The organism is Streptococcus sp. KHUD_011 (genome assembly GCF_046352925.1).
Classification (GTDB): Bacteria; Bacillota; Bacilli; order Lactobacillales; family Streptococcaceae; genus Streptococcus.
This window is the reverse complement of the sequence record NZ_CP157578.1, coordinates 514,887-534,224: the sequence shown is the minus strand read 5'-3', so window position 1 is coordinate 534,224 and position 19,338 is coordinate 514,887. Positions and strand designations below refer to the sequence as shown.

The window sequence follows — 19,338 nt, the reverse complement described above, 5'->3', positions numbered from 1 at the left end:
AAAGGACGATAGCTGCCCTTGAAAAATAGGGAATGACGCTGACTTTCCATGAAAGGCAAGACAGGCATCTTTTTTCAAGAGGCAGGTAGTCCGTGTTCAATTTCTAAGATACAAAGCCTGTAAGAACACAGAGTGAAAATAGGAGTTCTAATCAAGGAGTGTCTCCTCCTTGGAAGAACTATCTTTTTCACAGAGGGTTCCAGGCGTGTTCAATTATCAAGATACAAAGGGCCTTAGCTGCCCGTGAAAAATAGGGGATGGCGCTGACTTTCCATGAAAGGTAAGACAGGCATCTTTTTTCAAGAGGCAGGTAGTCCGTGTTCAATTGCTATTTCTTAACTAGCCTAGAAGCGCAAACTAAATTACTGGAATATAACCTAGAGCAATGCTTCCTGCTCCTAGGTGTGTTCCAATGACACTACCAAATGTAGCAAGTGAAACATCCGAACCTACTCCAGATTCAAGTAAGTGCTGACGCAATTCCTCAGCCTTTTCAGGGGCATTTCCGTGAATGACAATGATACGGTATTGGCCTGAAGCTGTTGCTTCCTTGATAATTTCAATTAAGCGCTTGGTTGCTTTCTTTTCAGTACGGACTTTTTCGTACACTTCAATCACACCTTGGTTATTGAAATAGAGGATTGGCTTAATGCTTAGCAGATTGCCCAAAATCGCAGCTCCATTTGAAAGGCGTCCACCTTTAACCAAGTGGTCCAAATCATCGACCATGATGAAAGCAGATGTGTGACTAATTTGGATAGCTAGCTTATCCTGAATAATGGCAAAGTCATCACCCTGGTCTCGCCAGTTAAAGACACTTTCAACCATGATACCCAGAGGAGCACTTGTAATCAAAGTGTCTGGGAAGGCAATGGTTAATCCCTCATAATCATCGACCATGTACTGGATATTTTGGTAAAAACCTGAAATTCCAGAAGATAGGAAAAGCCCCAAAGCATGTGTATAGCCTTGTTCTTTAAGCGAAGTTAGAATCTCATCTAACTTGGCAATACTTGGTTGACTGGTCTTAGGCAATTCAGAAGCCTGAGCCATTTTTTGGTAAAATTCCTCAGCAGTCAGATTGATCCCTTCGACATACTCCTCACCATCAATATTAACAGGAATATCCAAGACAAATAAATCTTCTCTTTGCAAGGTATCTGCACTGAGATAGGCAGAGGAATCTGTGATAACAGCTAATTTCATATTAGAACTCCAAATTGATTCCTGGTAAGTCTAATGCAATTTCAGTTACTTCATAAGTCAAACGGTTGAGCATGTTCAAACATGGACGAGCCAAGGTTTCCACTTCTTCTTGGTTCAATTCACTTGGTTCGTTAACAATACGACCATCGATATGGTTCACCTGTGAAATGGTTCCACTGATGACAAATTTATCAAATACAATCATAAAACTCAAGATAACAATCAAGGAAGTCACTTGATTTTCTTGGTCATGTTGAATTAATTGGAAGTTCACATCCACCTTAGTTTCAGGAGCTCCATTTTCATTTTCCCATTCAAAATTACGCGCATCAAAATGATACTGACTAACAAATTCTTGTTCACGTTTAAGATTCATGTCTTTCTCCCTCGGCTACAATATTATAAGCTATTGTACCATAATTTTTTATTTTCATCTAGTTTTCTAGGATTTAGTCAATCCCGATTTCAGCTCGGACTACGTCTGCGATGGTATCAACATAGTAGTCCACTTCTTCTGTTGTAGGCGCTTCTGCCATAACACGCAAAAGAGGCTCTGTTCCACTTGGGCGAACAAGGATACGGCCATTCCCCGCCATTTCAGCTTCCATCTTCTCGATGATAACCTTGATAGCTGGCACTTCCATAGCCTTTTCCTTCATGGCATTTTCCACTCGGATATTGACTAATTTTTGTGGATAGATGGTTACTTCTGCTGCCAACTCTGACAAGCTCTTACCAGTTTCCTTCATGATTTTTGTCAATTGGACAGCTGATAATTGACCATCACCCGTTGTATTGTAGTCCATCAAGATGACGTGACCAGACTGTTCACCACCGAGGTTGTAGCCTGATTTTCTCATTTCTTCCACAACATAGCGGTCGCCAACTGCAGTGACTGCCTTGTTAATGCCTTCACGGTCCAAGGCCTTGTGGAAACCAAGGTTGGACATAACAGTTGTCACGATTGTATTTTGGGCCAATTGTCCTTTTTCAGAAAGGTATTTCCCGATGATGTACATAATCTTGTCACCATCAACGATGTCGCCATTTTCATCAACAGCAATCAAACGGTCACTGTCTCCGTCAAAGGCCAAACCAATAGCTGAGCCGCTTTCTTTGACCACATCTTGAAGAGCTTCTGGGTGAGTTGAACCAACATTAAGGTTGATGTTAAGACCATCTGGTGTTTCCCCGATAACAGTTAATTGAGCGCCAAGGTCTGCAAAGATTTGACGGGCACTTGTAGACGCCGCACCGTTTGCTGTGTCCAAGGCAACCTTCATTCCCTCAAGAGGAGTTCCAGTTGAAACAAGATAGCCTTCATACTTACGCAAGCCTTCTGGATAATCTACCAAGGTTCCCAAGCCTTCTGCACTTGGACGAGGAAGAGTATCTTCCGCAGCGTCTAGCAAGGCTTCAATTTCTGCTTCTTTTTCATCGTCCAGTTTGAAGCCATCACCGCCAAAGAACTTAATTCCATTATCAAGGGCTGGATTGTGGCTAGCAGAAATCATGACACCAGCACTTGCTCCTTCAGTTTTTACCAAGTAAGCTACTGCTGGTGTTGCCAAAACACCTAGTTTGTATACGTGAATACCAACTGAAAGAAGACCAGCTACCAAGGCAGATTCTAGCATTTCCCCAGAAATACGTGTATCACGTCCCACAAAAACTTTCGGTGCTTCCGTTTCATGTTGGCTAAGAACATAGCCTCCAAAACGTCCTAGTTTAAAGGCCAATTCTGGCGTTAGTTCTACGTTAGCTTCTCCACGGACTCCATCAGTCCCAAAATATTTACCCATTTTTATAAAATCCTTTTCCTATTTTTAATTCGTTTTTGAACTAGTTGCTTTCGTTGACGAAGATGTCTCCGACGAACTGCTTGTAGTTGAATTTGATGTGTTTGAACTTGTACCCACAGGTTTTGTAGTGACCTTCATTGTCGTATCAAATGGAGTAATCACCGCTGGTAAGACAACACCATTACGGTCGATTGCCTGCAAAGGTACTGAACCACTGTAATTACCTGTTATGCGTTCGCTGGTTGGTAAAAGCGCAATAATACGATCAATTTTAGCTAGTGTTTCTTGGTCAGTTGTGACAGAGACCCGTTCATTTGACACGGTTACACTATCAATTTGTAGCTTGGAATCAATCTGGCTTTGGTCAACTTGTGGCACAACAATCATCCCATCTCGCTTAACCTTCTTCCCAACTTTCACTGTGATCTTTTGAGGCGTTGCCACAGCAGTCAATCCGCTTGGAAGATTTTCAATATTCAAGGGAACTTCAATCGTTCCAACACTGGCATCCGTCAAATCAGCAGTTACCTTAAACTTACGAGTACTTTCCTGCATTTCGCTGGCCAAGGTCACACGATTGGCTCCTGTCAGCACAACTGAAACCTCTGATGCAAATCCACTAATGAAATACTGGTCATTATCATAGTGAATAACGATAGGAACGTTCGTTATCGTATTGGTGTAAGTTTCTGATTTAACCTGCCTTGCGGTATTACTATTTTGAAAGTTGGTTGACGTTGCATAGATGAATAAGATACAAGCAAAAAAGAGAGATGAAATGATGTATAGACTATTTTTTCTCATATTTCCAACCTCCTAACAAACGGTCCTTGAAACTGACTTTTTCCTCAACGGCTGGCAAAAGAATTGCTCGTAGCTCTGCTTCAAATTCTTCAATCGTCAAGTCGTGCTTGAAAACACCGTTATAGGTAATAGAAATGCCACCTGTTTCCTCTGAGACGATGAAGGTCAAGGCATCGGATACTTCTGACAAACCGATAGCCGCCCGGTGTCTGGTCCCAAATTCCTTGGAAATCCCTGTGCTTTCTGTCAAGGGAAGATAGGCAGAGGTTACTGCTATTCGATTTTCTCTGATAATCACAGCACCATCGTGTAGGGGAGTGTTGGGGATAAAGATATTAATAAGGAGTTCAGCTGAAATATTGGCATCCAAAGGAATCCCTGTCGCAATGTATTCTTGTAAGGTCCGAACTCGTTGGATGGCAACCAGAGCACCAATCTTACGAGGACTCATATATTCAACCGACTTGACAAAGGCACGAATCATTTGCTCCTCTGCACTAATTTGAGCAGTAGAAAAGAAATCTGTCGCCCTTCCCAAGCGTTCCAAACCAGTCCGAATCTCTGGAGAGAAGATAACAACCGCAGCAATAACCCCATAGGTGATAATCTGATTAATCAACCAAGAAATCGTTGTTAAATCAAGGATATTGGCCACAACCTGGGCTAATACAAAGATCACGACCCCACGCACCAAAATCATAATCTTGGTGCCAGCTATCGCTTTTGTAAAACGATATAAAATATAGGCCACAATCAAAATATCAAACAGATTGATGGCAATACTCCAAGGACTAGAAAACAAGCTAGTCCAATATTGCAGATTGGATAATTGTTGAAAGTTCATCTGCTGTCTCCTCTCTGTCCAAACACGTTCCTTTCTATTATACCATTTTTCTGGCATTTTTTTCCCTATCCTACTTCATTTTAAATTAAAGAAAAAATATGATAAAATAAACTGATACTCAATGAAAATCAAAGAGCAAACTAGGAAGTTAGCCGCAGGCTGTACTTGAGTACGGTAAGGCGACGCTGACGTGGTTTGAATTTGATTTTCGAAGAGTATGACTAGAAAAAACAAAGGAGAAACCATGTCTCAACTCTATGATATTACCATTGTAGGTGGTGGTCCTGTCGGGCTTTTTGCAGCCTTCTATGCACATCTACGCCAAGCCAAGGTCCAAATCATCGACTCCCTTCCCCAACTAGGTGGCCAACCTGCTATTCTCTATCCTGAAAAGGAAATCCTCGACGTCCCAGGTTTCCCAAATTGACTGGAGAAGAGTTGACTAACCGTCTAATCGAGCAATTAAATGGATTTGATACCCCTATTCATCTCAACGAAACGGTTCTTGAGATTGAAAAACAAGAAGAAGGATTTGTCATCACAACTTCTAAAGGAAGTCACCTGACTAAAACAGTTATCATCGCTATGGGTGGCGGTGCCTTTAAACCACGTCCTCTAGAACTAGAAGGCGTTGAAGGCTATGAAAATATCCATTACCACGTTTCCAACATCCAGCAATACGCTGGTAAGAAAGTGACGATTCTTGGTGGAGGAGACTCGGCTGTGGATTGGGCTTTGGCTTTTGAAAAAATTGCACCAACTACCCTTGTTCACCGCAGAGATAATTTCCGCGCCTTGGAGCACAGTGTTCAAGCCTTACAAGAATCATCTGTATCCATCAAGACACCATTCGTTCCTAGCCAACTCCTTGGAGATGGAAAAACGCTTGACAAGTTGGAAATCACAAAAGTTAAATCTGATGAAACAGAAACTATTGACATAGACCACCTCTTTGTCAACTATGGTTTCAAATCTTCTGTTGGTAACCTTAAAAACTGGGGTCTGGACCTCAACCGTCACAAGATTATCGTCAATAGCAAGCAAGAATCTAGCAAAGCAGGTATCTATGCTATCGGTGACTGCTGCTACTATGATGGAAAAATTGATCTGATTGCGACAGGGCTTGGAGAAGCACCAACCGCTGTCAATAATGCTATCAACTACATCGACCCTGAGCAAAAAGTACAACCAAAACACTCTACTAGTTTATAAAAAAGAACCACGAGTCCTACGATTCGTGGTTTTATAATTCATCGGCTAATTTGTTAGCTCATATTTCCCCCTTCTTTAACAAAAATAAAAATGCCTATCAAACTGATAAAACATGTGATATAATAGGGACGGCACTAACAATACGCCTTGGAAAAGGAGGTATTACAGATGCTAGAACTTCTCAAAATAGTACTTATCGCAGTCATCGAGAGTATCATCTCATGGCTGGTGACTCGTTGGTTAGACGATCACTTCGACAAGTAACCTTCCTGGTTAGTGCTATCTAACCCAGAAAAAAATCCCCTCAGTATTGCAGTACCGAGGGGATTTCTGTTAGCACTAAAATGCTAGAACTTCTCAATTCCCCTTTATTATCTCACATACTCTATTTAATTGTCAAGAAAGAGGTGTTTTATATCTTTATAACTCATCGGCTATCTTATTGATTTTTCTGAGTCTGTGGTTAACACCACTTTTGGTCAGAGGAGTGCTGAGACTATCTGCTAACTGCTGGATAGAGTAATCTGGGTGCTGAATTCGCAACTGCGCTACCTCCTGCAAATCTACTGGTAGATTTTCTAGGCCCATGATATCTTTGATTTTACTGATATTGTTGATGGTCTTCATGCTGGCAGAAACTGTCCGAGCAATATTCGCCGTTTCAGCATTATTAGCACGATTAAGGTCGTTACGGGTTTCTCGTAAAATCTTAACTCGCTCAAAATCATCACGCGCCTTCATGGCTCCGATGACAATCAAGAAGTCCATAATATCTTCGGCTCGCTGGAGATAGGTCACAGCTCCCTTCTTACGCTCAAGAACCTTAGCATCCAGTAAAAACTGCTGGAGAAGAGAGGCAATCCCTTGCGCGTGGTCCAAATAAACAGAACTGATTTCCAACTGGTACTTACCTGACTCAGGGTCACGAATACTTCCATTTGCCAAGAAAGCGCCACAGAGATAGGCACGGCCTGCTTCCTCGTCTAATAAAATCTCCTCGTCAATACCTGTTTCCAGACCAAAAAAGGAGTCTGCCAAGTGCAAATCACTCAATAAGTCCTGCACCTTTTCATCTGTAAAAACGGTATAGACCCGATTCTTGCGAAGATTGCTTCTTTGGTGGTGACGAATTTCCGATTTGATTTCGTAGAAATGGAGAAAAGACTCATAGAGGTGACGAGCCAGCTTGGCATTTTCTGTCACGACAGACAAGGTCAGACCCGAGGTCGAGAGACCGATACTACCAGACATCTTGATAATGGCAGATAATTCATGTCGGCTTAGATGGTGCTGACCTAGGATTTCTTCTTTAACTGCTACTGTGAAACTCATTTTCTCACCTGTATAATCCGCATCAACTCATCCACAATCAAATCTCCATCGTGGAAGGCACCCCCATTTTCCAGACGAAGGAAGTTGGATGAAATCACACGCGGAACCTGCTTACAAAGACCAGCAAAATTATGTTCCACCTGCACCAAATATTCATCAAACCGGTTGGAATTCATGTATTCCTGAGGCACTTTTTCGATATTCACCAAGACAGTGTCGATAAAAGGTCGGCCAAGATGACGATGCAAGACTTCCACGTGGTCACTATCTGTAAAGTGTTCTGTCTCCCCACGTTGGGTCATAATATTGCAGACATAGGCGATTTCTGCCTTGGTTTCCAAAAGCGCCTGCCCGATTTCCTTAATCACGATATTGGGCAAAATAGAGGTAAATAGAGAACCAGGTCCGAGGACAATCATGTCACTTTCAAGAATGGTCTGCACTACTCGACGGCTAGCCAGAGGCGTATCATCGTTGAGGGTATTGGTCACATAAACATGATCAATCATGCCTGGATGGTCTGCAATATGACTCTCTCCAGCCACCTCTGTCCCGTCCTGGAAGACTGCATGAAGGGTCAAGGGATGGTCACTGGAAGGATAAATCTTCCCAGTTGTGTGGAAAAATTTGCTTAGCAACTGCATGGCATTATAGGTCGACCCCTGCATTTCTGACAGACCTGCAATAATGAGATTGCCCAATGGATGGCCAGCAAAGGCTCCGGCATCCTCAGAAAAGCGATACTGAAAGACCTTTTCATAAAATTTTGGCATATCCGACATGGCCACAAGGACATTGCGAAGATCCCCTGGCGGTGTCAATTGCTGCATATTTTTTCGGAGTTCACCTGATGAACCGCCATCATCCGCCACCGTTACGATAGCAGCGATTTCCACATCTTTTTCACGCAGACTCTTAAGAATGACAGGGATCCCAGTTCCTCCACCAATCACCGTTATCTTTGGTTTTCTCATGAACGGTTTACCGTTTCCTTTCTTCGGTCTTTGTCGCGATGCCCTTCATTAACAGGCCAATTCTTGGATAAGTCCTGCGCCAAGCGTTTAGCAAAGGCCACACTACGGTGTTGCCCACCCGTACAACCCATGGCAATAGTCAAAACAGACTTACCTTCCTTTTGGTAACTTGGCAAAATCGGCTCAATCAAGGCCAACAAATGTTGATAAAAGTCTTCTGACTCAGGATGGTTCATGACATAATCATAAACAGGTTCATCCACACCCGTTTGATTACGCAGTTCTGGTAGGTAGTAGGGATTTGGCAAGAATCGGACGTCAAAGACCAAGTCTGCATCAATCGGAATTCCATATTTAAAGCCAAAAGACATGACTTCGATACGGAAAGACTGGGCTTGTTCCTGATCTGAAAACTGCTCTGCAATGGTTTTACGCAGCTCACGAGGAGTGAGTTCAGTCGTATCCACCACATTTTGACTCATATTTTTCAAAGGTGCCAAGAGTTCACGTTCCAGCTTGATTCCATCCAAAATCCGTCCATCTGCTGCTAATGGATGACTCCGTCTGGTTTCCTTGTAACGAGCGACCAATTCCTTATCAGCTGCATCCAAAAAGAGAATTTTAAAGTCCAGTTCTTCCTTGTTTTCCAACTCATCCAAAACAGCTTGAATCTCTGAAAAGAAAGAACGGCTACGCATATCCACTACCAAAGCCAACTTATGGTCGTCTTCCTTTGTTTCAACCAACTGCAAAAACTTAGGCAAGAGAGCTGGCGGCATATTATCAATAGTAAAATAACCTAAATCTTCGAAGGACTGAATGGCAACTGTTTTCCCTGCACCACTCATTCCTGTCACAATCACCAAGTGAAGTTGTTTCTTTGTCATCTTTTTCTCCTTATATCAAAAGAAGTTTGGCAGAACCAAACTTCAACTAGCTTATCCAATCTCTGCGATGACTTCGATTTCGACTTTTACATCACGAGGAAGACGAGCTACCTCCACAGCTGAACGAGCTGGAAATTCCTCTTTAAAGGCCGTTTGGTAAACCTCGTTAAAAGGAACAAAGTCGTTCATATCACTCAAGAAACAAGTTGTTTTGACAACATGGTCAAAGTCAGTTCCTGCCTCTGCCAAAATAGCACCGATGTTTTTCAAGACTTGTTCTGTCTGTTCTTGGATCGTTTCTCCAACGATTTCCCCAGTTTCAGGAGATAGGGGAACTTGACCACTAGCAAACAAAAGGTTGCCAACGATTTTTCCTTGAACATATGGTCCAATAGCCTTTGGGGCCTTATCTGTATGAATTGTTTTTGCCATTTTCTTTTCCTCACAATTTTTCTAAGATTGCATCCCAAGCTTCATCCATCCCTGCCTTGCTGACAGATGAAAAGAGGATAAAGTCGTCACTTGGGTCAAAGTTTAATTTCTTTTTGATTGCTGATTCGTGCTTGTTCCATTTACCACGTGGAATCTTGTCTGCCTTGGTCGCCACAATGATGACTGGAATCTCATAATACTTAAGAAATTCGTACATCTGCACATCATCTGCTGACGGGTCATGACGAAGGTCAACTAGACTGACCACTGCACGGAGATTTTCCCGAGTCGTTAGGTACTCCTCAATCATGCTCCCCCACTTTTCACGTTCCTTTTTAGAAACACGGGCATAGCCATAACCAGGCACATCCACAAAGCGCATCTTATCATCGATATTAAAGAAGTTGAGAAGCTGGGTTTTACCAGGTTTACCTGATGTTCGGGCTAGATTCTTGCGGTTCAGCATGGTGTTGATAAAGCTAGACTTGCCAACATTTGAACGCCCTGCTAGGGCAATCTCTGGCAGTTCATCCTGTGGGTAGTGGGATTTATTCGCCGCACTGAGCAAGATTTCAGCATTGTGTGTATTGATTTCCATAGTCACCTCTAGGCTGTTTCCAAGATTGGTTTATCCGTTCCATCGACAGCTTCTTTTGTGATGCGAACCAATTTCACATTTTCCTGACTCGGTACTTCAAACATGACGTCTAGCATGGTTTCTTCAATAATTGAGCGAAGACCACGCGCACCTGTCTTCCGTTCGATGGCCTTATTGGCGATTTCTTGAAGGGCTTCGTCGTCAAATTCCAACTCGACATCATCATAAGAAAGCAAGGTTTGATATTGTTTAACCAAGGCATTTCTTGGCTCTTTCAAGATACGAACCAAGTCATCAACCGTCAATTGCTCAAGAGCAGCAAAGACAGGCAAACGTCCAATCAACTCAGGGATAATACCAAATTTTTGAATATCTTCTGCGATGATTTCTTGCATGTAAGAGCTATTTTCATCAATCGCTTTATTATTTTGACCAAATCCGATGACTTTTTCACCCAGACGTTGTTTGACAATTTCTTCAATACCATCAAAGGCACCACCCACGATGAAGAGGATGTTTTTAGTATCCACTTGAATCATCTCTTGTTGTGGATGCTTGCGTCCACCTTGAGGCGGTACGCTAGCAACAGTTCCCTCGATAATCTTGAGAAGGGCTTGTTGCACCCCTTCACCAGAAACATCACGTGTGATAGACACGTTCTCGCTCTTCTTTGCAATCTTATCAATTTCATCCACATAGATAATGCCACGCTCTGCACGTTCAATGTTAAAATCAGCAGCCTGCAAGAGTTTGAGAAGGATATTTTCCACGTCCTCACCCACATAACCAGCCTCAGTAAGAGCTGTCGCATCCGCAATCGCAAAAGGTACATTCAAGCTCTTAGCCAAGGTCTGGGCAAGGAAAGTTTTCCCAGAACCAGTTGGGCCAATCATCAAGATGTTTGACTTCTGCAAATCCACATCTTCTGACTCTTCACGCGTATCGTGGAAATTGATACGTTTGTAGTGATTGTAAACCGCCACTGCCAAGGCACGCTTGGCACGATCTTGACCGATTACATAGTGATTCAAGATATGGAGAAGTTCGATTGGTTTTGGTACCTCAGACAAGTCTGCCAAGACTTCTTCCGCCAACTCCTCACGAATGATTTCCTGGGCTAACTCCACACATTCATTACAGATAAAGGCGTTGTTCCCAGCGATTATTTTTTGTACTTCTTCTTGGCTTTTGCCACAAAATGAGCAATAAACCATCATATCATTATTCCTAGTTGTAGGCATGATTTCCTTCCGTTCTATTCTAAACTGTCATTCTATCTAAAATAAGGTCATGTAAAAAGCATGGATACTATTGACCAAATTGGTAAAGGCATTTAACCAGAGCAGGACAGAAAGTCCATAGCGCTTTTTACGAAAAGCCTGTGCTCCAGCAAGCAAGCAGACCAAACACAGCATGGCTGTGAAAAAACCAAATATACTACGTTCCATTAGACTTCCTTTCTCTTGCGGTATTGGATGGTAAAATCATAAGGGTTTTTCTCATCTTTGGTATAGGATTTGCTTGAAACTGTCTCAAAAAGGGACAAGTCAAACTCCTCAGGGAAATAGGTATCTCCCTCCACCCGAGCATGAATTTGAGTCACAATCACTTCATCAAGGTAGGGTTCAAAAGCCTGAAAAATCTGCTTTCCACCAATAATATAGAGATTCTTTTCTTGAGCCTGATACCAGTCCAAGACAGACTGGACATCATAAAAAGTAGTAACCCCATATATCTTTTCTTCTGGATTACGAGTCAAAATCAAGGTCTCCCGTTTTGGAAGCAAGCGACGCCCCATCCCATCAAAGGTCACGCGCCCCATCAAGATAGCATGATTCAGAGTTGTTTCTTTGAAGTGTTGCAGTTCTGCTGGCAAATGCCAAGGCAGACGACTGTCCTTACCAATCACACCCTCTTCATCCTGGGCCCAAATAGCTACGATTTTCTTAGTCATGCTTCCATCCTTTTCACTGATAGTACTATTTTATCAAAAAACTCAAAAAAAGACTGGTTTGGAATAGCTTACAAGATAGAAAAAATCTGTAAGAAATTTCTTACAGATTTATATATGTTGCTATTATTTCTTACAAACCAGGTGCTTGTCCAAGTTCTGCTGCAAGCATCCAGATTGTTTTATCCGTTTCAGTCTTAGCATCTGAAAAGATACCGTTTGTCACATCGTCACCTTCTTCATCAGTGACATCCAAACCTTTTTGGAAGAGTTCTGACAAGTAACGGTAGATAGCAAGGACACGTTCCAAGCTTTCTTCAACACTACGGTATTCACCAGCTTCTTCTTCGATTTCACTGTTTTGAAGGAATTCTGTCAATGTAGAGAATGGGCTTCCACCAAGTGTAATCAAGCGTTCGCTGATTTCATCCAATTGACCATCAAGAGCTTCCATATACTCATCCATTTTTGGATGCCATACAAGGAAACCACGACCACGCATATACCAGTGTACTTGGTGCAAAGCAACGTGAGCTACGTACAAATCAGCAACAGCTTGATTCAATACTTCCTTTGTTTTTGCCAATGCTACTGGCGCTGCTTTTGTCAATGATGTTACGTCTTTTACTGCTTCTTTTTTCAATTCTACCATTTTATTTTACCTCATTCATTATTATTTGTAACCACTTCTTATTGATTACTCCCTTAGTATACTACTAAGAATAACCAATAGCAAGCCAAATGACTTACATGAGAAAAGTTGCAATAGACTGATAATTTAAGAATTTTTTAGAATAATACTCTTCGAAAATTTCTTCAAACAACGGCAGCTTCCATCTCCAACCTCAAAACAGTATTTTGAGCTAACTTCGTCAGTTCTATCTACAACCTTAAAGCAGGTCTTTGAGCAACCCGCGACTAGCTTCCTAGTTTGCACTTTGATTTTCATTGAGTATAACTTTCAAACCTTCTTAACAGCACTAAAATAAAGAAAAAGAGGCTGGGACAAAAGCCCTAGCCTCTTTTTCTTTAGATTGTCAAGCAAGACGCAGTAGTTGAGTGGGCTCTACTACGCTGACTTCATCAGCTTTTACAGGCCTACTCAACTGTGCGGAGGTGGCACGACGAAATCGAATTCTAACGAATTACCGATTTCTGTCCCACTCTCTTTCTCAGTTTTACATCTTAATACCAGACGCTAACATCAACATGACCCCGAATCCCTTTAAGAGAGTCAGATGAAGTATATTGCCATCCTTTTTCTCCTGAATAATGAGGATTGTTCCAATCAAGCGCATCCGTATAGGCAGCAACCCAGTTTACATGTTGTAAAATATTTGGATGATTCAAACGAGTTTGCAAAAGTTGACGATAGCTATAAACTTTCACGTTTTGGTAACCAGCATGCTTCATGGTTTCCATATACTTATTGATAATTTTAACCCAAGTGTCTGTATCTGCTGGAGCTTTCTTAGATTTATTTTCATACTCCCAGTTTTCAACATCATAGTAGATTGGATAAGATAAGTTCATCTTGTATTTCTTCAAGAGTTCAATAGTCTGCTTAGCATCATTCTCAGCATCTGTTTCATTTTCTGCATAGGTATAAAGATAAACACCATAAGGAATACCTAGTCGATTAAATTCTTGAATATTATGTGCCAATTCCTTATCTTCTACACCGCTGTATCCTAAGCGCACAATAACTCCATCAACTCCATTTTCCTGGATAACCTTTTTCCAATCACTAATGCGGCCATTATGCTCACTGACATCAATAACCTTCTTAGCACGGTCAGTTCCGACCTGTTCTTCACGATGGTTAAAGAAATAACGGTGTCCATTTCGATAAACCCAACCAACATTCAAGGCTTTCTTTTCTTTCAGTTCCCCTGAATCAGCAAAAGTATAACGAGTATCGTCCATGATTAACTCACCTGTTGCCATGACACCACTTTCAGTAAGATAGTAGTTTCCATGCCACTCATCTTGAGCCATATAGCCCCACTTCTTGAAATAATACCACTTGCCATCAATCTTTTGCCACTGTTCATTAGCATAAGAACCATCTGCCTTAAGATAGAACCAACTCTTATAATGATTATCGTAAAGCCATTCGTTTTGCATCATGGCACCTTGACCATTCAAGAAATAATTTCCTTGCCACTGACTTTTAGCCATATAGCCCCACTTCTTAAAATAGTACCATTTGCCATTGATTTTCTGCCATTCTTGTTCTGCATAAGAACCATCTGCCTTGAGGTAGAACCAGCTCTTATAATTGTTATCGTAAACCCATTCATTTTTAGCCATGTATCCACCTGCTTTGAGGTAGTAGTTTCCATGCCATTCTTTTTGTGCATAACGACCATCTGCTTTTATATAGAACCAACTATTGTAGCTAGTATCGAAAATCCATTCACTCTTAGCTTTTGAACCATCTGCTTTTACATAGAAGTCACCTTCCCAATGTGCTGATGTTGAATTTGGCTTACTTTCTTCTTTCTGACTACTAGCTCGCGTCTCTTTTACTTCTTCCTTTTTCTCTGGACGCTGACTAGAAGAAGTCTCAACCTTTTTCTCTTCTTCTTTTTGACTTGTAGTCGTTTCTGATTTCTCTTCTTCTACCTTACTAGAAGAAGCTTGAACACTGCTTTCTTCCGAAGATGCTTTCACTTCAGCTTCATTTGCAGCCACCTGATTAACGATCAATCCAAGCAAAAAGGCACTTGCTAATCCAATTTTTCCAATCTTTGTTTTCAATCTTTCCTCTCCTATAAAAAATGGAACAGACATCTGAATGCTGTTCCACCTAGCTTTTGCTACTGATTATTTTACAAAGTCAAGCAAAGCCAAGAAGCTTTCTGCTTCAAGTGACGCACCACCAACAAGGGCACCGTCAACGTCTGGGCAAGCCATGTATGAAGCAACGTTTTCAGGTTTAACAGAACCACCGTATTGAACACGAACTTTGTCTGCAACTTCTTGACCAAAGTCAGCAGCTACAACGTCACGAACAACTTTACACATTTTTTGTGCATCGTCTTGTGAAGCTGATTTACCAGTACCGATAGCCCAGATTGGCTCGTAAGCGATAACTGATGCAGCAACTTGTTCAGCAGTCAATCCAGCCAATGCAGCAGATACTTGAGCACCTACGAATTCAGCAGCTTTACCAGCTTCGTAAGTTTCAAGTGACTCACCACAACAGATGATTGGAAGCATACCGTTTGCAAAGATTGCTTTTGCTTTTTTGTTGATATCTTCGTCAGTTTCATGGAAGTAGTCACGGCGTTCTGAGTGACCGATAACAACGTAATCAGTACCGATTTCTTTCAAAACTTGTGGGCTAGTTTCACCAGTGAAAGCACCTGCATTTTCAAAGTAGCAGTTTTGAGCAGCAACTTTAAGGTTTGAACCTTTTGCAGCAGCAAGAACAGTTGTCAAATCAAGAGCTGGAGCTGCGATACCTGCTTCAACAAGATCTGATGAAGGAAGTTTTGATGCAACTGCTTCAACGAATGCTTTAGCTTCTTCTGGATTTTTGTTCATTTTCCAGTTACCAGCGATAAATGGTTTACGTGACATTTCACATACCTCTTTTTTCAATTTATTTTCTATTTATTTTATCACAATTAGACACAGCTTGCAAATCTTACTCGGATTTCAAGCCTGCTTACAAGGATTAATCCTTCCAGAGATCCATAGCATTTCTAAAATCTGCCGATACCTGTGTCAACTGAGGATTGCTTGCTTCTCTCTCTGCCCGCTTGGCCTCTATTTGAACCACACTTTTAATGCCTTCATGGCGCCAATTTCTCAAAATCGCCTGAATGTACTTCCAGTTTGGTTTTCCATTCAAAACAGCTTCACGAAGAGCTTCTTTTATCAAGTCAGCACTGGTCCCATCTTCCTTTAGTGTCTTGGTCAAATCCTCAATCTCAAAAGGAGTCAACAAGCGCCCTAATTCCTGCTGGAAGGTCTCTACCAAATCCTTGAGCTGATTTTGAGGTATCAGCTGGTCTGAACTTGAATGAGCTGCTCCAAGCAAATTATCCAAACGTTCCAAAGCCAAACTAGCATCAAAAAGTAATTCAATTTCACCATTCAATTCGATGGTTCGATACTGAAGTAGCCCCCTCTCCGTCAGATTGGAAATAGCCTGATTGACATCCGAAATTTCCTTGCCAATCCTTTCAGCAATCTGGCTTGGGGACATTTCTTCTAAACCTGTCGTATTTTGCAAATAGAAAAATTGCCAGACCAGAAAATCGTCGCTAGAAGGAAAGAGTTCCTTAAAATGCAAGAGCAGGGCACTCGGTAAAACCAAGTTCCCTGATTTAAAAGCGTCTAAATATGTCATAATTCCTCTTATAAATACCCAAATGCAGAAGCATCATCTTCTATTTTTCTCCAGTCAAAAGGGGTTTCCTGATAGACGGCATAGTTCACCCAGTTACTGAAAAAGAGGGCTGCTGATGAAGACCAACAAAGACAAGGTGTCTGGTTGACATCGTCATCCTTAAAGTAATTTTCTGGAATATGTGGATCTAGACCTGCATCACGATCTCGGAAATATTCATTTGCCAAGGTATCACGATCATATTCCAAATGCCCAAAACTATAAATTTCTCGTAAATCACGACTAGCCAAAATCGAAACTCCAACCTGAGGACCCTCTGATAAAATCTCGAGATTGGTTTTGTTTAAGACTTCTTCCTTAGAAATCTCCGTGTGCCGTGAATGAGGGGATACATAGCTATCGTCAAAGCCTCTAAAGAGAAGGTGACCTTCCTTTAAGGTGTCCTGAGGATAGATACCCGATAACTTACTGTCCATCTGGTATTTTTCCACTCCATAACGCAGATAGAGTCCCGCCTGAGCACCCCAACAGATATGAAGGGTCGAATAGACATGGGTCTTGGACCACTCGATTACCTGACTGAATTCCTCCCAATAGTCCACTTCCTCAAATGGTAAATGCTCAACTGGAGCACCCGTGATTATCATCCCATCAAAATACTCGTCCTTAACTTCAGGAAAAGTTTTATAGAAGGTCTCCATGTGCTCTGAGCGAGTTGTTTTAGAACGGTGGCTTTCCATATAGAGAAAATCAATATCCAGTTGCAGGGGTGTATTAGCCAAATGGCGCAACAACTGGGTCTCTGTGACCATTTTTTGTGGCATAAGATTTAAGATCAAAATCTTCAAGGGACGAATATCTTGGTGGGCAGCACGTTGATCATCCATGACAAAGATATTCTCTGTCCGCAAAATCTCAACAGCTGGTAATTTTTTATCAATTCGAATCGGCATAACCCTCTCCTAACTGTACTCTTTCAGGAATAATTGCATATGTTTGAAGCCAAATCTCAAACACCTAGTCCTTTTATTATACTGCAAGAAGATATAGTTTTCAATTATAGTTTTTCTCTAACTAGCTATAGTCTTTTTTTATATCCTAATGTAGAGAAAACAGCCCTAGGGACTGTTTTTGATTAATAATGCATAAGAACCTTGTAATCGTAGTCACCGATTTTTTCACGACCGTTCAATTCATCCAATTCAACAAGGAAGGCACAACCTGCTACAACACCACCAAGTTTTTCAATCATCTCGATTGTTGCCTTAACAGTTCCACCTGTTGCCAAGAGATCATCTACAATAAGAACACGTTGACCTGGCTTAATGGCATCAGCATGCATAGTCAAGGTATCAACCCCGTATTCTTTTTCGTAGTCAGCAGAAATGACTTCACGTGGCAATTTACCTGGCTTACGAACAGGCGCAAAACCAATTCCCAACTCAAAGGCAACTGGACAGCCCACGATAAATCCACGAGCTTCAGGACCTACAATCATATCGATTTTCTTATCAGTAGCATACTGAACGATTTCACGAACAGCGTAGCTATAAGCATTTCCATCAGCCATCAAAGGACTGATATCACGGAAGGTAATCCCTTCCTTTGGATAATTTTCAATTGTTGCAATGTAATCTTTTAAATTCATCTTTTTCTTTCTTTCAAAGTTTTTACTCTCTATTATAGCATATTTTTTAAGAAAGAAAAAAGGAAAAGTTAACTTTAATAATTATCTAACGATTTGACGATTTATAACTAGCCATCGCAATAAAACCCAATTTCTGTTTATTCTTAGCAAACATTTTATACATAGTTAAAAACTGCTTTCTATTCTCCTTTTTACAAGCATTTACACAAATTTTCAAAGTTCCTAGCCAACCTTCGTCATAAATCATACCTGATAATTTCATTAATGTCATTTCACCAGTTAATACTTTCACATCACGATAACCTGATTCTATCATCACTTGCTCCCAACCATCTTGAGTTAAAGGCCCCACATTTACATGAATTGCTTGTGATAATTCCTGTCTGACAGATTCTTTAGCTTCCTTAAGAAGCACATCATGTGTCAAAAGAAGACCTCCAGGTTTTAAAACCCTTAGGTATTCCATCACACATTTTTTCTTAGCTTGATCGGCTTGCATAGTCAGCATAGCTTCATTTATAACAATATCAAAACTAGCATCTTCATAAGGAAGTTTCATTGCATTGGCTCTTTCAAAACTGATTAAATGACCAACACCTGCCGTTTCAGCAGATTTTTTAGCCACTTCTAAAGCTTGAGCATCCATATCAACAGCAGTTATCTTACAACCAAAACGCTGTGCCAACTCAATTGCTGTAGTTCCCCTATTACAGGCAACCTCTAGTATTCTCTTTTCTTTTGAAAATCCTCCTTCCGCAATTAACCAATCTGTGGCACGTTTTCCACCTGGACGTAAACGTTTTTTTCCCAGTTTTGCTAAAAACTTATGACCTGCTTCTGACATTTGAACACCTCTGTTTTTTCTTCATTATAACACAAAATAATATTGTCTGACAATTCTAATCTATTATTTGATGAACTAGAATCAAAAGCATATAAGCTACCATGACTAGATCAAAAATCTATTAATCACCTCTCTAGTTCAAATTCAACTCCTCCCATCATTTACACATTTAGGTTACGGCTATTTTTTGTACTTTAGAATTGCTCTCATCTTCATCAGCTATACGAATTTTCATCTTTCTGTTCGTAGAGCCACGATTTCGCTATTCCTTCCTCTGCCAACTCTTATTTCCAGCGTCAGACTTGAGAGTCGCTAACAGCTTTACTAGTAGATGATACCCACAATCCAGATGTAGGACATGCTCGTTATACAGCAAAAAGCTGATGAATCATTCGATTCATCAGCTTTAAGGATGATATGTTTATCGCAAACAGATCAGAT

At 41.2% G+C, this 19,338-nt stretch carries 20 protein-coding genes and 1 pseudogene; 1 reads left to right on the top strand and 20 read right to left on the bottom strand.

The window, feature by feature from the left end:
* Nucleotides 1-357: 357 nt before the first annotated feature.
* The 5 genes from ABKJ27_RS02525 to cdaA all read right to left on the bottom strand — a co-directional run bounded on the left by ABKJ27_RS02525 (nt 358) and on the right by cdaA (nt 4,656).
* Complete coding sequence (locus tag ABKJ27_RS02525) at nt 358-1,206, bottom strand: DegV family protein (RefSeq protein WP_049511119.1); 849 nt, start codon at nt 1,204-1,206, stop codon at nt 358-360.
* A 1-nt stretch (nt 1,207) separates the two neighbouring features.
* Entirely contained in the window at nt 1,208-1,582 is a 375-nt protein-coding gene (locus ABKJ27_RS02520) for a DUF1149 family protein (RefSeq protein WP_001050079.1), read from the bottom strand.
* A 73-nt stretch (nt 1,583-1,655) separates the two neighbouring features.
* A complete protein-coding gene (glmM, locus tag ABKJ27_RS02515) occupies nt 1,656-3,008 on the bottom strand; it encodes a phosphoglucosamine mutase (protein ID WP_049511120.1) in 1,353 nt (450 codons plus the stop codon).
* A gap of 24 nt (nt 3,009-3,032) precedes the next feature.
* The gene (locus ABKJ27_RS02510) at nt 3,033-3,812 is read right to left on the bottom strand and encodes a CdaR family protein (protein WP_237447312.1); all 780 of its coding nucleotides are present in this window, start codon (nt 3,810-3,812) and stop codon (nt 3,033-3,035) included.
* Complete coding sequence (gene cdaA, locus ABKJ27_RS02505) at nt 3,799-4,656, bottom strand: diadenylate cyclase CdaA (RefSeq protein WP_001011069.1); 858 nt, start codon at nt 4,654-4,656, stop codon at nt 3,799-3,801. Before cdaA ends, ABKJ27_RS02510 begins: the two co-directional genes overlap by 14 nt.
* 244 nt (nt 4,657-4,900) lie before the next feature.
* Here cdaA and ABKJ27_RS02500 point away from each other — a divergent pair.
* Nucleotides 4,901-5,868: pseudogene (locus tag ABKJ27_RS02500) on the top strand (NAD(P)/FAD-dependent oxidoreductase).
* Between the two features lie 420 nt (nt 5,869-6,288).
* On the opposite strand, the gene whiA reads toward ABKJ27_RS02500, so the two are convergent.
* The 15 genes from whiA to ABKJ27_RS02425 form a co-directional block, all read right to left on the bottom strand.
* Nucleotides 6,289-7,200, bottom strand: a complete 912-nt coding sequence (gene whiA / locus ABKJ27_RS02495; protein WP_410011966.1) for a DNA-binding protein WhiA — start codon at nt 7,198-7,200, stop codon at nt 6,289-6,291.
* Nucleotides 7,197-8,174 carry a YvcK family protein gene (locus ABKJ27_RS02490; protein ID WP_410011965.1) on the bottom strand — a complete coding sequence of 326 codons (978 nt, stop codon included), beginning with the start codon at nt 8,172-8,174 and terminating at the stop codon, nt 7,197-7,199. Before ABKJ27_RS02490 ends, whiA begins: the two co-directional genes overlap by 4 nt.
* Entirely contained in the window at nt 8,171-9,061 is an 891-nt protein-coding gene (rapZ, locus tag ABKJ27_RS02485) for an RNase adapter RapZ (protein WP_020903049.1), read from the bottom strand. The genes ABKJ27_RS02490 and rapZ overlap by 4 nt, the downstream gene beginning before the upstream one ends.
* A gap of 51 nt (nt 9,062-9,112) precedes the next feature.
* Nucleotides 9,113-9,493, bottom strand: a complete 381-nt coding sequence (locus ABKJ27_RS02480; protein ID WP_001140420.1) for a RidA family protein — start codon at nt 9,491-9,493, stop codon at nt 9,113-9,115.
* A gap of 10 nt (nt 9,494-9,503) precedes the next feature.
* Nucleotides 9,504-10,091, bottom strand: a complete 588-nt coding sequence (gene yihA / locus ABKJ27_RS02475; RefSeq protein WP_020903048.1) for a ribosome biogenesis GTP-binding protein YihA/YsxC — start codon at nt 10,089-10,091, stop codon at nt 9,504-9,506.
* Between the two features lie 8 nt (nt 10,092-10,099).
* A complete protein-coding gene (clpX, locus tag ABKJ27_RS02470; RefSeq protein ID WP_025169664.1) occupies nt 10,100-11,332 on the bottom strand; it encodes an ATP-dependent Clp protease ATP-binding subunit ClpX in 1,233 nt (410 codons plus the stop codon).
* 36 nt (nt 11,333-11,368) lie between these two features.
* Complete coding sequence (locus tag ABKJ27_RS02465; protein ID WP_000442260.1) at nt 11,369-11,539, bottom strand: hypothetical protein; 171 nt, start codon at nt 11,537-11,539, stop codon at nt 11,369-11,371.
* The gene (locus ABKJ27_RS02460; protein WP_049516327.1) at nt 11,539-12,045 is read right to left on the bottom strand and encodes a dihydrofolate reductase; all 507 of its coding nucleotides are present in this window, start codon (nt 12,043-12,045) and stop codon (nt 11,539-11,541) included. The genes ABKJ27_RS02465 and ABKJ27_RS02460 overlap by 1 nt, the downstream gene beginning before the upstream one ends.
* Before the next feature lie 130 nt (nt 12,046-12,175).
* Nucleotides 12,176-12,694: a Dps family protein gene (locus ABKJ27_RS02455; protein WP_033682099.1), complete on the bottom strand. Its 519-nt coding sequence runs from the start codon at nt 12,692-12,694 to the stop codon at nt 12,176-12,178.
* 533 nt (nt 12,695-13,227) lie between these two features.
* Nucleotides 13,228-14,838, bottom strand: coding sequence for a choline binding-anchored murein hydrolase LytC (gene lytC, locus ABKJ27_RS02450; RefSeq protein ID WP_410011964.1), 1,611 nt, complete (start codon nt 14,836-14,838; stop codon nt 13,228-13,230).
* Nucleotides 14,839-14,871: 33 nt separating this feature from the next.
* The gene (tpiA, locus tag ABKJ27_RS02445; RefSeq protein WP_000087893.1) at nt 14,872-15,630 is read right to left on the bottom strand and encodes a triose-phosphate isomerase; all 759 of its coding nucleotides are present in this window, start codon (nt 15,628-15,630) and stop codon (nt 14,872-14,874) included.
* Nucleotides 15,631-15,727: 97 nt separating this feature from the next.
* The gene (locus tag ABKJ27_RS02440; RefSeq protein WP_410011963.1) at nt 15,728-16,405 is read right to left on the bottom strand and encodes a DnaD domain-containing protein; all 678 of its coding nucleotides are present in this window, start codon (nt 16,403-16,405) and stop codon (nt 15,728-15,730) included.
* Nucleotides 16,406-16,413: 8 nt separating this feature from the next.
* Complete coding sequence (metA, locus tag ABKJ27_RS02435) at nt 16,414-17,358, bottom strand: homoserine O-acetyltransferase MetA (RefSeq protein WP_042750438.1); 945 nt, start codon at nt 17,356-17,358, stop codon at nt 16,414-16,416.
* A 182-nt stretch (nt 17,359-17,540) separates the two neighbouring features.
* Nucleotides 17,541-18,053 carry an adenine phosphoribosyltransferase gene (locus ABKJ27_RS02430; protein ID WP_001049318.1) on the bottom strand — a complete coding sequence of 171 codons (513 nt, stop codon included), beginning with the start codon at nt 18,051-18,053 and terminating at the stop codon, nt 17,541-17,543.
* 85 nt (nt 18,054-18,138) lie between these two features.
* On the bottom strand, nt 18,139-18,897 hold the full coding sequence (locus tag ABKJ27_RS02425; RefSeq protein WP_410011962.1) for a class I SAM-dependent methyltransferase: 759 nt from the start codon (nt 18,895-18,897) through the stop codon (nt 18,139-18,141).
* Between the last annotated feature and the right edge of the window lie 441 nt (nt 18,898-19,338).

Coding starts and splice junctions, on each gene's coding strand:
- tpiA (WP_000087893.1), bottom strand. CDS start 15,630: ATGTCACGTAAACCATTTATCGCTGGTAACTGGAAAATGAACAAAAAT.
- ABKJ27_RS02465 (WP_000442260.1), bottom strand. CDS start 11,539: ATGGAACGTAGTATATTTGGTTTTTTCACAGCCATGCTGTGTTTGGTC.
- yihA (WP_020903048.1), bottom strand. CDS start 10,091: ATGGAAATCAATACACACAATGCTGAAATCTTGCTCAGTGCGGCGAAT.
- rapZ (WP_020903049.1), bottom strand. CDS start 9,061: ATGACAAAGAAACAACTTCACTTGGTGATTGTGACAGGAATGAGTGGT.
- ABKJ27_RS02520 (WP_001050079.1), bottom strand. CDS start 1,582: ATGAATCTTAAACGTGAACAAGAATTTGTTAGTCAGTATCATTTTGAT.
- clpX (WP_025169664.1), bottom strand. CDS start 11,332: ATGCCTACAACTAGGAATAATGATATGATGGTTTATTGCTCATTTTGT.
- ABKJ27_RS02425 (WP_410011962.1), bottom strand. CDS start 18,897: ATGTCAGAAGCAGGTCATAAGTTTTTAGCAAAACTGGGAAAAAAACGT.
- lytC (WP_410011964.1), bottom strand. CDS start 14,838: ATGTCTGTTCCATTTTTTATAGGAGAGGAAAGATTGAAAACAAAGATT.
- metA (WP_042750438.1), bottom strand. CDS start 17,358: ATGCCGATTCGAATTGATAAAAAATTACCAGCTGTTGAGATTTTGCGG.
- cdaA (WP_001011069.1), bottom strand. CDS start 4,656: ATGAACTTTCAACAATTATCCAATCTGCAATATTGGACTAGCTTGTTT.
- glmM (WP_049511120.1), bottom strand. CDS start 3,008: ATGGGTAAATATTTTGGGACTGATGGAGTCCGTGGAGAAGCTAACGTA.
- ABKJ27_RS02440 (WP_410011963.1), bottom strand. CDS start 16,405: ATGACATATTTAGACGCTTTTAAATCAGGGAACTTGGTTTTACCGAGT.
- ABKJ27_RS02430 (WP_001049318.1), bottom strand. CDS start 18,053: ATGAATTTAAAAGATTACATTGCAACAATTGAAAATTATCCAAAGGAA.
- ABKJ27_RS02455 (WP_033682099.1), bottom strand. CDS start 12,694: ATGGTAGAATTGAAAAAAGAAGCAGTAAAAGACGTAACATCATTGACA.
- ABKJ27_RS02490 (WP_410011965.1), bottom strand. CDS start 8,174: ATGAGAAAACCAAAGATAACGGTGATTGGTGGAGGAACTGGGATCCCT.
- whiA (WP_410011966.1), bottom strand. CDS start 7,200: ATGAGTTTCACAGTAGCAGTTAAAGAAGAAATCCTAGGTCAGCACCAT.
- ABKJ27_RS02460 (WP_049516327.1), bottom strand. CDS start 12,045: ATGACTAAGAAAATCGTAGCTATTTGGGCCCAGGATGAAGAGGGTGTG.
- ABKJ27_RS02525 (WP_049511119.1), bottom strand. CDS start 1,206: ATGAAATTAGCTGTTATCACAGATTCCTCTGCCTATCTCAGTGCAGAT.
- ABKJ27_RS02480 (WP_001140420.1), bottom strand. CDS start 9,493: ATGGCAAAAACAATTCATACAGATAAGGCCCCAAAGGCTATTGGACCA.
- ABKJ27_RS02510 (WP_237447312.1), bottom strand. CDS start 3,812: ATGAGAAAAAATAGTCTATACATCATTTCATCTCTCTTTTTTGCTTGT.